We start from the raw sequence: 12,580 nt of genomic DNA on the forward strand, positions 1-12,580 counted from the left end.
GAGTATTACTGCAGCTCCAAAAGCCCGCAATGCCCAACGATGCAGTGATGCTCTGCAAAAATGCAGACGTGACCGAGCCGAGACGACTGAGCGCCGACGACCTGCTGGTCCTGCTCGCCGTGGGCCGCACGGGCCGCTTCGTGTCCGCCGCCGACGAACTCGGCCTCAACCACACCACCGTCTCGCGCCGCATCGCGGCACTCGAACAGTCCGTCGGCGGCCGCCTGCTCGCCCGCAGCGCGGCGGGCTGGGAGCTCACCGAACTCGGCAGGGAGGCCTTGGCCGCGGCCGAAGCCGTCGAGTCCGCGGTGCGCTCGCTGGCCGGACCCGCGGGGTCAAGGACGCTGGAAGGCGTGGTCCGGATGTCGGCGACCGACGGGTTCAGCGCCTACATCGCCGCACCCGCGGCGGCCCACGTCCAGCAGCGACATCCGAAGGTGTCCGTCGAGATCGTCACCGCGACCCGCCGGGTCACCCAGCAGCGGGCCGGACTCGACGTCGAAGTGGTGGTCGGCGAACCGCAGGTGCACCGCGCCGAAGTGGCCCGCCTCGGCGACTATCGCCTTGGCCTCTACGGCTCCCGGCGCTACCTCGCCGAACACGGTGCGCCCGGCTCCACCGACGACCTCGCCGCCCATCCGCTGGTCTACTTCATCGACTCGATGCTGCAGGTCGACGACCTCGATCTGGCCCGCACCTTCGCCCCGGCCATGCGGGAATCCGTCACCTCGACCAACGTGTTCGTCCACGTCGAGGCGACCCGTGCGGCGGCCGGACTCGGGTTGCTGCCGTGCTTCATGGCCGACCGGCACGACGACCTGGTGCGGGTGCTGCGCGACGACGTCGGACTGCTGCTGAGCTACTGGCTGGTCGCCCGTGCCGAGACGCTGCGCCGACCAGAGGTGCGCGCGCTGGTTGACGCAATCCAGGCCCGGATGGAAGATCAGCGCGACGTACTCCTGGGTATCCCCACGACATGCATTCAGTACGGACCGGATCCGGCAAGCCACTCCTCCTGATTCACGGGATCTCCAACCTGCACAACTGGGATCCGATCGTTCCGGCGCTGGCCCGGGAGCGCACCGTCATCGCCGTCGACCTGCCCGGGTTCGGCGAGAGCGAGGCCCTTCCGGGTGAGGTGACGGTGGCGTCGTTGACCGACGCGGTGGAGACGTTCATCGCCGACGAGGGTCTTGGCGACGTCGACGTGGTCGGAAGTTCGATGGGCGCCCGGATGTCCCTCGAGCTGGCCCGCCGTGGACATCGCGGCACCGTCGTCGCGCTTGACCCCGGCGGCTTCTGGACCGACCGCCAGGTGAAGCTGTTCGGAGCGACCGTCGGTCCGTCGATCGCGTTGGTGCGGCGCATCCAACCGTTGCTGCCGGCCCTGACCAAGAGCCCGGTTGGGCGCACCGCGCTGCTGCTGCAGTTTTCGGCCAAGCCGTGGCGGCTGCCCGCCGACCTGGTGCTGCAAGAGCTGCGCAACTTCGCCGGCTCCCCCAGCCTCGACGAGGCACTGCACGCCCTGGTGCACGGACCGAAACAGCAGGGCGCCCCGGCCGGTTCACTGCGCGGACGCGTCGTCATCGGGTGGGGCCGCAACGACCGCGTGACGGCGCCCAGCCAGGCGGAGCGCGCGACCCAGCTGTTCCCGGACGCCTCCCTGCACTGGTTCTCCGGATGTGGGCACTTCCCGCACTGGGATCGGCCGCGGGAGACCGAACGCCTCATCCTCGAGTCCACTCGGCAAGCGCCGACGGAATAGGCTGTCGCATGCCCTTCCTGGAGACCGACGCCGGCCGTGCCTACTACCGCCACTGGGCGGCTCCCGACCCGCGGGCGGCGGTGATCTTCCTGCACGGGTTCGGCGAGCACACCGGCCTCTACCACCGCTACGGCTTCGCGCTGAACGCCGCAGGCGTCGACCTGTGGGCGGTCGACCAGTTCGGGCACGGCCTGACTCCCGGCGACCGCGGGGACTTCACCACGTTGGAGGCCAGCATCGGGTTGGCCGACCGCCTCGCCGAGTTGGCCGAGGCGGAGCGGCCGGGCATATCCCTTGTTGCACAGGGTCATTCGTTCGGCGCCGTCGCCACGCTGTGGAAGCTGCTTGCCGACCCCGCGCCGTACCGGGCGGCGGTGATCTCGGGCGCACCGCTGGTACCCGTCCCCGGTCTGGTCGACGCAAACTCGACGTTCGAGATCGCCCCCAGCCAGCTGTCTGCCGACCCCTTCTATCTCGACGCGATGGAGAACGATCCGCTGGCGTTCGTCGACGCCGACGGCGGCCCCCTGGCGCGCGAATTGGACCGCGGTTGGGACACCTTCGGCGCGAGCCTGCCCACCCTGGCGGTGGCGACGCTCGCGGTCCACGGCGTCAACGATCCCATCGCCCCCGTCGGTGCGGTACGGGCCTACGCCGAGCAGATCGAGAGTCTGTCGATCGTCGAAATCGCAGGTGGCGGGCACGACATCCTCAACGACGTGACCCATCGCGAGGTGGCCGCCACGGTGCTGGAGTTCATCGGCCGGCACCTCGACTGAAATTCATCCACAGGAGTTGTGCACAGTGTTAATGAATTACACGGCTGTGATTTCGCGCCCTACAACCAGGTGTCGGCTGTGGTCGCGGTAAGGAAGGCGTCGAGGTCGTCACGCCACTGGGCCGGGGTCGTCTTGTCGGGTTCGATGCCGGTGTATTCGCCGCGGTAGAAGAGCAGCGGCCGCGGCTTCGTCTTCGGCGGCTCCGACATGGCGTGCACCGCGCCGAACACCACGAAGTGGTCCCCGCCGTCGTGCACCGAGGCCACGGTGCAGTCGATGTGCGCGAGCGTCCCGGCGAGCACCGGCGACCCCAGGTGCGACGGGCTCCAGTCGACGCCGCCGAACTTGTCCGGCTCCCTCGACCCGAATCGCGCCGAGACGTCCTTCTGATCCTCGTGCAACACGTTGACGCAGAACTTCCCGCTGGCCTCGATGGCCTGCCAGGACCGCGACTGCTTGGTCGGACAAAAGAGCACCAGCGGCGGGTCGAGCGACAACGCCGCGAACGACTGACACGCGAAGCCGACCGGTTCGTCGTCGTGGACGGTGGTGATGATGGTGATACCCGTGCAGAACTGACCGAGCACGTGGCGGAACGTGCGCGCGTCGATCGGTTCAGCTACATGCTCTTCGCGCAAGCGCTCATCGGCCATGGCTACTTGAAGCCGACGCTGAAGTCGTGTCCCCACAACGACACCGCGGTGCTCTCCCGCGCCACCCAACTGGTGTCTTCGACTTCGAGCCCCTCGCAACCGAATTCGATGTCGAATCCACCGGGAGTCTTGATGTAGAAGGACAACATCTTGTCGTTGGTATGCCGGCCCAATGTCGCCGACATCTTCACCTTGCGGCGCAGCGCACGGTCCAAACATAGGCCGACGTCATCGGCTTCCTGGACCTCGACCATCAGATGCACGATGCCAGTCGGGTTGGGCATCGGCATGAAGGCCAACGCGTGGTGGCGGGGGTTGCAGCCGTAGAAGCGCAGCCAGATCGGATCGCCATCGGCAGGGCGGCCGGCCAACTCCGGCGGCAGGCTCATCGAGTCCCGCAGCCGGAAGCCCAGCACGTCCTGGTAGAACGCCTGGGCCGCGGCATCGTCGTCGCAGGTAAGCACCACATGCCCGAGGCCCTGCTCGGCGGTGACGAATTTGTGGCCGTAGGGGCTGACGAACCGGCGGCCCAGATATTGGGCGCCGTGGAACGCCTCCAGAACATTGCCCGCGGGATCGTTGAACCGGATCAGTCCCTCGACGCGCCGTTCGCGCTTGTCCTCGCGGGTGCCCTCGGTGAACTCGACGCCGGCCTTGGCCAGCGTCTCTCTCAGGTCCTGCAGAGCGGGTGCGTCGGCAACCTCCCAACCGGAGACGAGCAGACGGTCATGCTCGCCAGGCACGATCACCAACCGGGCGGCCATCTCGTCCATGCGCAGATACAGCGCGCCCTCTTCCGCACCATCGCCCTCGACCATGCCCAGCACCTTTAGCGCGAACTCACGCCATGCCGGCACATCGGTCGCCTCGATGCGCATGTACCCCAGCGCCTTGATGCTCATGGTCTAACTCCCCAGAAAATTAACAGTGAGCTCGTTGAATTCGTCGAACTTCTCCAGTTGCGCCCAGTGCCCGCACTGACCGAACACGTGCAGCTGCACGCGCGCGATCTGCTTGAGCGCGACCAGTGCGCCGTCGATGGGATTGACCCGGTCCTCACGGCCCCAGATCAGCAGCACCGGTTGACGAAGCTTGTAGACGTCGCGCCACATCATGCCGAGTTCGTAATCCGCTCCCGCGAACGACTTTCCCATCGCCTTGGCCGCAGCGAGCGACTCGGGCTGGCTGGCGATCGCGAAGCGTTCGTCGACCAGTTCGGGGGTGATGAGTTTCTGGTCGAAGACCATGATGCGCAGGAACTTCTCCATGTTCTCGCGCGTCGGGTGATGCGTGAACTTGCCGAGCAGCTTGACACCCTCGGTCGGGTCGGGCGCGAAGAGGTTCACGCTCAAGCCGCCGGGGCCCATCAGCACCAACCGGCCGGCCCGCTTCGGGTTGTCGAGGGCGAAGCGCACGGCGGTGCCGCCGCCCAGCGAATTACCCACCAGCGCAGCGCGTTCGACGCCGAGCTGGTCGAAGAGGTTCAGCAGGGCGGTGGCGCTGTAGCGGTTGTACTGCTCGTGTTCGGTGTGCTTGTCGGACAGCCCATATCCGGGCTGGTCGACGGCGAGTACGTGGAAGTGCTCCGCCAGCACCGCGATGTTCTTCGAGAAGTTGGACCAACTCGACGCACCGGGGCCGCCACCGTGGAGCAGGACGACGGTCTCAGGGTTGCCGACGCCGGCTTCGTGATAGTGCAGGCGCATGTCGTCGCGCACCTGCGCGAACCGGGAGGTCGACTCGAACGTAATCTCCTGCAGGGCAGTCATCGTCAGACCATCGTGTCGGCCGGGGGCAGACCGAAGGCCTCGTTGCCGAAGATGAGGTAAGCCCGCTCCGGCTCGTTGGCGGCGTGCACGCGACCGGCGTGGGCGTCACGCCAGAACCGCTGCACCGGCTTGTCGGTTTCGAGCGCGGTGGCGCCGGACGCCTCGAACAGCAAGTCGATCGACGAGATGGCACGCGCGGTGGCGCGCACCTGGTCCCGACGGGCGCGTGCCCGGAGTTCGAACGGAATTTCCTGGCCGGCCGTCAGCAGCGCGTACTCGTCGCCGACGTTGCCGATCAGCTGGCGCCAACCGGCGTCGATGTCGCTGGCCGCCTCGGCGATGCGCACCTTGGCGAACGGGTCGTCCTTGGACTTCTCCCCGGCGAACGCGGCGCGCACACGCTTGCCCTGATGCTCGACGTGCGCATCGTAGGCGCCGTAGGCCATGCCCATGATCGGAGCGGTGATGGTCGTGGGATGCATTGTGCCCCAGGGCATCTTGTACACCGGAGCCGTATTCGTCTGCAGCCCGCCAGCGGTGCGGTCGTTCATCGACTTGTACGACAGGAAGCGGTGCTTCGGCACGAACACGTCCTTGACGATGACGGTGTTGCTGCCGGTGGCCTTGAGCCCGACGACATGCCACACGTCGTCGATGCGGTAGTCGGTCCGCGGGATCAGGAAGCTGCCGAAGTCGACGGGCCTGCCGTCCTTGATCACCGGTCCACCGAGGAAGGCCCACGTGGCGTGGTCACAACCTGAAGACCACTGCCAGGCACCGCTGACGAGGTAACCGCCCTCGACGACGGTGCCCGCTCCCATCGGCGCGTAGGACGACGAGATGCGGACCGACGAATCGTCGCCCCAGACCTCTTCCTGCGCCTGCTGGTCGAATAGCGCGAGGTGCCAGTTGTGCACGCCGATGATCGAGCTGACCCAGCCGGTCGAGCCGCAGGCGCTGCCGAGACGACGCACGGCCTCGTAGAACGCGGTGGGGTCGCACTGCAGGCCGCCCCACTGTTCTGGCTGCAGCAACTTGAAGAAGCCGGCCTGGTCGAGCTCGGCGATGGTCTCGTCCGGGATGCGCCGGAGATCCTCGGCGGCTTGCGCGCGCTTGGCGATCAGCGGCAACAAGTCGTCGATGCCGTCTAGGACCGATTGCACGTCGCGTTGTTCAATGGACGTCACTGGTTGCCTCCGGGCATCTTGGGGCGGATGAAGAACTTGTCCAAGATTAGAACACGTTACGATTTGTGTCGAGCAAGGCATTCCTATGATGGCTAGACCTGCGGAAGCGCGTTTTTGTAACATGTTCCAGTTTTGACCTCTCAACTGATGGAGGACCGACCGTGACGGACGAGCCGCTCGGCACACACGTGCTCGAGTTGCAATTGGCTGGCGTCGTCGAGGAGACCGCCGATGCGCGCTCACTGGTCTTCAAGGTGCCCGACGGCCCGGGAGCCCCCGCGATTCCCGCGGAAAGGCTTCGCCACCAGCCCGGTCAGTTCCTCACCCTCCGGGTGCCCAGCGACCGCACCGGGTCGGTGGCCCGCTGCTATTCGCTGTCCAGCTCGCCGTTCGGTGACGAAGCGCTGACCGTCACGGTCAAGCGGACCGCGGGCGGCTACGCGTCGAACTGGCTGTGCGACAACGCGCACGCCGGCATGACGATGCACGTGCTCGCCCCGTCGGGGACCTTCGTTCCCACGACGCTCGACGCCGACTTCCTGCTGCTGGCGGCCGGCAGTGGCGTGACGCCCATGATGGCGATCCTCAAGTCGGCGCTGTCGGAGGGCACCGGCAAGGTGACGCTGGTCTACGCCAACCGTGACGAGAAGTCGGTGATCTTCGCGGCGGCCCTGCGCGAGCTCGCCACCAAGTACCCGGACCGGTTCACCGCCGTGCACTGGATCGAGACCGTCCAGGGACTCCCGAGCGCGGCCGCCCTGGTGAACCTGGTTGGCCCCTACGTCGAGCGCGAGACGTTCATCTGCGGGCCCGGCCCGTTCATGGTGGCGGCCGAGGAAGCGCTCAAGGTCGCGGGCGCCGCCCCGGAGCGAGTCCACCTCGAGGTGTTCAAGTCGCTCGAGTCCGATCCGTTTGCTGCCGTCGTCATCGAGGAAGGCGACGACGACGAGCCACCCGCGACGGCGGTGGTGACACTCGACGGCGAGACCCAGGACATCCGGTGGCCGCGCAACGCCAAGCTGCTCGACGTCCTGCTCGACAAGGGCCTCGATGCGCCCTTCTCCTGCCGCGAAGGCCATTGCGGCGCCTGCGCGGTACTCGTCAAGAGCGGCGAGGTGGGCATGGACGTCAACGACGTCCTCGAAGCCTCCGACCTCGCCGAGGGACTGATCTTGGCCTGCCAGGCCACCCCGAAATCCGATTCGGTCGAAGTCACCTACGACGAATGACGTGCGGGCTAACATTCGCTGGACCCATAGGAGCTCCCGTGTTTCGATCGGCCAAGAGTCTCGCAGCGGTGTCCGCACTCCTGCTCGCATTCGGCGTCCTCAGCCCGACCGCGCAGTCCGTCGCCGCGACGAACACCGCCACCAAGGGCATTGCCATCGACGGCACCCACACCGTGCAAATCCACGTCACGGCCAACTGCGTCAAGGCCGAGAACCGGTGCTACTTCGACACGTTGGCCGACGTCCTGACGCCGGAGGGCACGACGGGATTCCCGCCGGACTTCTACGGCAGGCAGAACACCACGATTCGGTCGACCAATCGACTGGTCTACATGGACGCCGACTTCGACGCCGCCAACACCCGGATGTTCAAGTCGCTCAGCGACACTCAGTTCGCGACGGTCTACTTCGCCGGCAACCCGCCCGTCATGCGCGGCGACGCGCGCACCGTCCAATTCGAGACTGGGCAACCGAACACCGACGCCGGCTTCATCGCATGCGCCTACATCCAGGTGGTGTACGGCGGCGTCAACCTGACCACACCGACCGCCTGCGCCCAAACCACCTACGCCTGAACCAGAACCGGTTGCGCGCGGTAGTCGCCAGCGAACAGCTTCTCCAGCGCGGCGACCTTCGGCATGTCATTGGCCGCGATGTAGGGGCTCGTCGGGTGTGAGGTCAGGTAGTTCTGGTGGTACTGCTCGGCGGGGAAGAAACCGGTGTTGGGCTCGACCGTCGTGACGATGGGAGCGGGAAACACCTTCGCGGCGGAGAGTTGGGTGACGTAGGCGTCCGCGACGCGCTGCTGGGTGGCGTCCTGGGCGAAGATCGCCGACCGGTACTGCGTGCCCTCGTCGGGACCCTGCCGGTCGAGTTGGGTCGGGTCCTGCACCACCGAGAAGTAGATCTGCAAGAGCTTCCCGAAGCTGACCTGGGCCGGGTCGTAGGTGATGCGCACCGACTCGGCGTGCCCGGTGGTTCCGGTGCTGACGGTCTCGTAGTCGGCCGTCGCCTGCTGCCCGCCTGCGTAACCGGAATCGGCCATCGTGACGCCCTTGACGTGCTGAAACACGCCCTGAACACCCCAGAAGCAGCCGCCGGCGAGCACGGCGGTCTCCGTCGCCCCCGGCGCCGCCTTGGGTTCGTCGACCGCGGGTACGGGGACGACGACGGAGGACGCCGACCCGATTCCCGCGAGCACCGCCGGGCTGGTGATGGTGCCCGACTGCACGCCGATGAACAGCGCCGCCGCCACGCCGAGCACCCCAAGACCACTGCCAAGCGTCAGCCTGCGGTTCGCCACCATGTCACCAGTGTCCCGTCGGACCGGCCGAGATGGGCGGCGGCGTTCTTACGGGACACTGACGAAACCCGCTTCTACCGCGGCAACCCCAGCAGTCGCTCGCCTGCGAGGTTGAGCAGGATCTGCTCGGTGCCACCGGCAATCGACAGGCACCGGGTGTTCAGAAAGTACCGCACGTCTGGCGAGTCGACGATGCCCGCGCCGTCCCGGGAATCCATGATCGCCTCGGCGAGATTTTGCCGGTACCGCACGCCGATCAGCTTGCGGACGCTCGAGGGAGCTCCGGGGTCGTGACCGCCGACCGCCATCTGTGCGATCAAGGCGTCGAGAAGCGCCCCGATCTGAGCCGCGACGATGAGGACGCCGAGGCGGTCGGCCTCGGCGGGGTCGAGATCCCCGTCGTCCTGACGTGAGTCCAGCACCTCCAGAAGGTGTTCCATGCCGCGGTCGAGCGCTCCGCCGGCAGCCATCGCGACTCGTTCGTTGGCCAGCGTGGTGCGGGCCAACGGCCAGCCACCGTCGACCGGTCCCACCACCATGTCGTCGGGCACGAAGAGGTCGTCGAAGAAGACCTCGTTGAAGAGGGCCTCACCGGTGATCTCGCGGAGGGGACGGATGTCGATGCCCGGCGACTTCATGTCGACCAGGAAGTACGTGATGCCCTTGTGTTTCGGAGCGTCGGGGTTGGTGCGAGCCAGGCAGACGCCCCAGTCCGCGCGGTGCGCATTCGACGTCCACACCTTCTGACCGGTCAGCAACCAGCCGCCTTCTGTGCGAATTGCCTTGGTGCGCAACGCCGCAAGATCGGATCCGGCACCCGGCTCACTGAACAGCTGGCACCAGTACACGTCACCGTTCAGCGTGCCGGGAATGAACTTCTCGATCTGCTCGGTGCTGCCGTGACCCAGGATCGTGGGGGCCGCCCACCACCCGATCGAGATGTCCGGCCGCACCACGCCAGCCGCCTCGAGCTCCTGGTCGATGACCAACTGCTGGGCGGGGGACGCCGCCCGCCCGTAGGGCTTGGGCCAGTGCGGTGCCATCAGACCCTTCTCGGCGAGGGCGGCCTGCCGCTTCTCCTCCGGCAGCGCGGCGATGTCGGCGACGATCCCCGCGACCTCGGCCCTGACGTCCTCGCCGTCGGTGACGTCGACGTGAAGTTGACGACGCACCCCGTCGCGAGTCAGCTTCGCGCACCGGCGCAGCCACGACGACCTGCCGCCGAGGAACTGGGCGTTGGCGTAGGCGCGCCGCATGTAGAGATGCGCGTCGTGCTCCCAGGTGATGCCGATGCCACCGAGCACCTGGATGCAGTCGCGGGCGTTGACCTTCTCGGCCTCGATGCCGACCGCCGAGGCGACGGCGGCCGCAATCGACAGCTGGTCGGCGTCGGCGTCGGTCACCGCGCCGGCGGCGTCGGTCGCGGCGATGGCGATCTGCTGGGCGCGCAGCAGCATCTCGGCGCACATGTGCTTTACCGCCTGGAAGCTGCCGATCGGCTTGCCGAACTGTTCGCGCACCTTCGCGTACTCCGTGGCCGTCTCCAGGCACCACCGCGAGATCCCACTGGCCTCCGCTGCCAGCAGGGTCGCGGTGAGGTCGACGACGCGTTGGTGCGGAAGGTCGATCTTGGTGGCCGGGGCCGACGACAGCTCGACGCGGGCCAACGGGCGGGAGAAGTCGGTGGCCTCGAGCCGCTCGACGGTCACCCCGGCGGCCGTGGCGTCGACGTAGACCCAGTCCTCCCCGGCGGGCAGGATCAGCACGCCGTCCAACATGGCGCCGAGCACGTACTTCGCCGTACCCGTCGCGGTCGTTCCGTCGAAGGTGATGTCCGAACCGAGCGCGACCCCCGCGGTGCGCTGCCCGGAGGCCAGCGCGTCGAGGAGCTTCTCGTCGGTGATCACCAGCGTGGCCAGCGCCGTCGTCGCGACCGGGCCGGGCACCAGCGCCGCGGCCGCCTCGTCGACCATCAGACACAGGTCCTCGACGCTGCCGCCGGCACCGCCGAGCTCCTCGGGCACGGCCACCCCGAACATGCCGAGCTGAGCCAGGCCGTCGTAGACCGGCCGCCACGACTCGGGGTCGCCCTCCTCGACGCCGCGCACCGCGCCGATGGCGCCGGAGGAGGCCGCCCAATCGCGGACGAGCTCTCGTAAGGCAAACTGATCGTCGGTGATGGTGGCGGACACCGCACCTGTCGAAGCCATGGTCGGGCCCTCCTGGGTCTTGGAGAGAAGACGGTGCTTCTCACTAGAACGTGTTCTAATGGTGACATCGTTCTAACGTCAAGTCGACTGCCATTACGCCAGGACAAGTCGGTGACCCGGGGGCACGGAGGTGGGACATTCCTGATTCGCGTGCGTATCGTTTTCACCTAGTGCGTACTACGAAGGAGATGCCTACCGCATGTCCGGTTCTTCAGTGCCAGCAAGCGAATCAGCAGCAACCAGCTCGGGTTCGGGGTCGTCGTCGGCCACCGGCCCCCGCCAGGTGACGAAGGTGGCCGTCCTTGCCGAGTCCGAACTGGGCTCCGAGGCCCAGCGTGAGCGCCGCAAGCGCATCCTCGACGCCACCCTCGCCATCGCGTCAAAGGGCGGGTACGAGGCTGTTCAGATGCGTGCGGTCGCCGAACGCGCCGACGTCGCCGTTGGCACGCTGTACCGCTACTTCCCGTCCAAGGTGCACCTGCTGGTGTCCGCGCTGGGCCGGGAGTTCGAACGCATCGACGCCAAGACCGACCGGGCGTCACTGACCGGGGGCACTCCCTACCAGCGACTCAACGTCATGGTCGGGAAACTCAACCGCTCGATGCAGCGGAACCCCCTGCTGACCGAGGCCATGACCCGCGCCTTCGTCTTCGCCGACGCGTCGGCTTCGGGTGAGGTCGACCACGTCGGAAAGCTGATGGACTCGATGTTCGCCAGGGCCATGAGCGACGGCGAGCCCACCGAGGACCAGTTCCACATCGCTCGCGTCATCTCCGACGTGTGGCTGTCCAACCTGTTGGCCTGGCTGACCCGCCGGGCCTCGGCAACCGACGTCAGCAAGCGACTCGACCTCGCCGTGCGGCTGCTGATCGGCGACGGGGAACACCCTAAGATCTGATTCGGCGGGCAGAAGCGCAGCGACTCGGGGAGGGATGTTGATGGCACTCCCGGCAGACCTCGTCCGCGCCCTCGACGCCGTCGCCGCCACCCCGCGGCTTCTCGTCGCCTCCGACTTCGACGGCACGCTTTCCCCGCTCGTCGACCGTCCCGCCGACGCCCGGCCCCTGCCACGGGCGGCCGAGGCGCTGATCGCCATCGCCGAACTGCCGTCGACCGAGGTCGTGCTGGTCTCCGGGCGCGCCCTCGCCGTGCTGCGCGAGTACTCCGGCATGCCGTCGAGCGTGCACCTCGTCGGCAGTCACGGCGCGGAGTTCGAGACCGGATTCGCCCTCGAGATCGACGAGACCCTGCTTGCCACGATCACCACCGAACTCAACTCGATCGCGGCGGCCCGGCCAGGGGTGACCGTCGAGCCCAAGCCCGCCAGCGTCGCGATTCACGTCAGGAACGCCTCCGCCGCCGACGGCGAGGCCGCCCTCGCCGCGGCCCGCACGGTCGGCGAGGCCTCCGGCGCCGAGATCACCGCGGGCAAGAACGTGCTGGAGTTCGCCGTCATCTCCACCGACAAGGGCGAGGCAGTCGACGTCTTCCGCCGGCGGGGTGACGCCACTGCCGCGGTGTTCTTCGGCGACGACGTCACCGACGAGAAGGCGTTCCGGCGCATGGTCGGATCCGATGTCGGCGTGAAGGTCGGCCCCGGCGAGACGCTGGCGGCCTACCGGGTCGACTCCCCCGAGGACGTCGCGGAGGCGCTGAACCACCTGCTCGAGCGACGACGCGGCTAG

General features: G+C 67.6%; 13 protein-coding genes. 7 read left to right on the top strand and 6 right to left on the bottom strand.

The genetic code is table 11. The annotated features are described in order from the left end of the window. Positions 1-29 precede the first annotated feature (29 nt). From ASD37_RS30035 to ASD37_RS30045, 3 genes are read left to right on the top strand one after another with little or no spacing between them, the layout of a single operon-like run. Entirely contained in the window at positions 30-1,019 is a 990-nt protein-coding gene (locus ASD37_RS30035; protein WP_056560691.1) for a LysR family transcriptional regulator, read from the top strand. Next, positions 977-1,765 carry an alpha/beta fold hydrolase gene (locus tag ASD37_RS30040; RefSeq protein WP_056560694.1) on the top strand — a complete coding sequence of 263 codons (789 nt, stop codon included), beginning with the start codon at positions 977-979 and terminating at the stop codon, positions 1,763-1,765. The genes ASD37_RS30035 and ASD37_RS30040 overlap by 43 nt, the downstream gene beginning before the upstream one ends. Before the next feature lie 8 nt (positions 1,766-1,773). After that, positions 1,774-2,544: an alpha/beta hydrolase gene (locus ASD37_RS30045; RefSeq protein WP_056560698.1), complete on the top strand. Its 771-nt coding sequence runs from the start codon at positions 1,774-1,776 to the stop codon at positions 2,542-2,544. A 59-nt stretch (positions 2,545-2,603) separates the two neighbouring features. Here ASD37_RS30045 and hsaB read toward each other — a convergent pair whose 3' ends face one another. From hsaB to hsaA, 4 genes are read right to left on the bottom strand one after another with little or no spacing between them, the layout of a single operon-like run. After that, on the bottom strand, positions 2,604-3,197 hold the full coding sequence (hsaB, locus tag ASD37_RS30050; RefSeq protein WP_056560702.1) for a 3-hydroxy-9,10-secoandrosta-1,3,5(10)-triene-9,17-dione monooxygenase reductase subunit: 594 nt from the start codon (positions 3,195-3,197) through the stop codon (positions 2,604-2,606). 2 nt (positions 3,198-3,199) lie between these two features. Continuing rightward, a complete protein-coding gene (gene hsaC, locus ASD37_RS30055) occupies positions 3,200-4,099 on the bottom strand; it encodes an iron-dependent extradiol dioxygenase HsaC (protein ID WP_056560704.1) in 900 nt (299 codons plus the stop codon). Between the two features lie 3 nt (positions 4,100-4,102). Continuing rightward, positions 4,103-4,966 (bottom strand): 4,5:9,10-diseco-3-hydroxy-5,9,17-trioxoandrosta-1(10),2-diene-4-oate hydrolase, encoded by an 864-nt coding sequence (gene hsaD / locus ASD37_RS30060; RefSeq protein WP_056560707.1) that lies wholly within the window; start codon positions 4,964-4,966, stop codon positions 4,103-4,105. Positions 4,967-4,968: 2 nt separating this feature from the next. After that, the gene (hsaA, locus tag ASD37_RS30065; RefSeq protein ID WP_056560710.1) at positions 4,969-6,153 is read right to left on the bottom strand and encodes a 3-hydroxy-9,10-secoandrosta-1,3,5(10)-triene-9,17-dione monooxygenase oxygenase subunit; all 1,185 of its coding nucleotides are present in this window, start codon (positions 6,151-6,153) and stop codon (positions 4,969-4,971) included. Positions 6,154-6,314: 161 nt separating this feature from the next. Here hsaA and ASD37_RS30070 point away from each other — a divergent pair, with 161 nt between their 5' ends. Further along, a complete protein-coding gene (locus ASD37_RS30070; RefSeq protein ID WP_056560713.1) occupies positions 6,315-7,382 on the top strand; it encodes a ferredoxin--NADP reductase in 1,068 nt (355 codons plus the stop codon). Between the two features lie 38 nt (positions 7,383-7,420). Next, positions 7,421-7,957: a hypothetical protein gene (locus ASD37_RS30075; protein WP_056560716.1), complete on the top strand. Its 537-nt coding sequence runs from the start codon at positions 7,421-7,423 to the stop codon at positions 7,955-7,957. Here the strand turns inward: ASD37_RS30075 and msrA are convergent. Both msrA and ASD37_RS30085 read right to left on the bottom strand, forming a co-directional pair. After that, positions 7,948-8,688, bottom strand: coding sequence for a peptide-methionine (S)-S-oxide reductase MsrA (gene msrA, locus ASD37_RS30080; RefSeq protein ID WP_056560718.1), 741 nt, complete (start codon positions 8,686-8,688; stop codon positions 7,948-7,950). The two genes, ASD37_RS30075 and msrA, sit on opposite strands and share 10 nt — an antisense overlap. Before the next feature lie 71 nt (positions 8,689-8,759). Continuing rightward, entirely contained in the window at positions 8,760-10,895 is a 2,136-nt protein-coding gene (locus ASD37_RS30085) for an acyl-CoA dehydrogenase (protein WP_200960027.1), read from the bottom strand. A 292-nt stretch (positions 10,896-11,187) separates the two neighbouring features. On the opposite strand from ASD37_RS30085, the gene kstR reads away from it, so the two are divergent. Further along, the gene (gene kstR / locus ASD37_RS30090; RefSeq protein WP_162253333.1) at positions 11,188-11,793 is read left to right on the top strand and encodes a cholesterol catabolism transcriptional regulator KstR; all 606 of its coding nucleotides are present in this window, start codon (positions 11,188-11,190) and stop codon (positions 11,791-11,793) included. A 40-nt stretch (positions 11,794-11,833) separates the two neighbouring features. Further along, entirely contained in the window at positions 11,834-12,580 is a 747-nt protein-coding gene (gene otsB, locus ASD37_RS30095) for a trehalose-phosphatase (RefSeq protein ID WP_056560834.1), read from the top strand.

This window comes from Mycobacterium sp. Root135 (genome assembly GCF_001426545.1).
Lineage (GTDB): Bacteria > Actinomycetota > Actinomycetes > Mycobacteriales > Mycobacteriaceae > Mycobacterium.

Excerpts from the sequence above, each read along its gene's own strand:
- otsB (WP_056560834.1), top strand. The coding sequence starts at position 11,834 with ATGGCACTCCCGGCAGACCTCGTCCGCGCCCTCGACGCCGTCGCCGCC.
- hsaB (WP_056560702.1), bottom strand. The coding sequence starts at position 3,197 with ATGGCCGATGAGCGCTTGCGCGAAGAGCATGTAGCTGAACCGATCGAC.
- hsaD (WP_056560707.1), bottom strand. The coding sequence starts at position 4,966 with ATGACTGCCCTGCAGGAGATTACGTTCGAGTCGACCTCCCGGTTCGCG.
- ASD37_RS30035 (WP_056560691.1), top strand. The coding sequence starts at position 30 with ATGCCCAACGATGCAGTGATGCTCTGCAAAAATGCAGACGTGACCGAG.
- hsaC (WP_056560704.1), bottom strand. The coding sequence starts at position 4,099 with ATGAGCATCAAGGCGCTGGGGTACATGCGCATCGAGGCGACCGATGTG.
- ASD37_RS30045 (WP_056560698.1), top strand. The coding sequence starts at position 1,774 with ATGCCCTTCCTGGAGACCGACGCCGGCCGTGCCTACTACCGCCACTGG.
- ASD37_RS30085 (WP_200960027.1), bottom strand. The coding sequence starts at position 10,895 with ATGGCTTCGACAGGTGCGGTGTCCGCCACCATCACCGACGATCAGTTT.
- ASD37_RS30040 (WP_056560694.1), top strand. The coding sequence starts at position 977 with ATGCATTCAGTACGGACCGGATCCGGCAAGCCACTCCTCCTGATTCAC.
- msrA (WP_056560718.1), bottom strand. The coding sequence starts at position 8,688 with ATGGTGGCGAACCGCAGGCTGACGCTTGGCAGTGGTCTTGGGGTGCTC.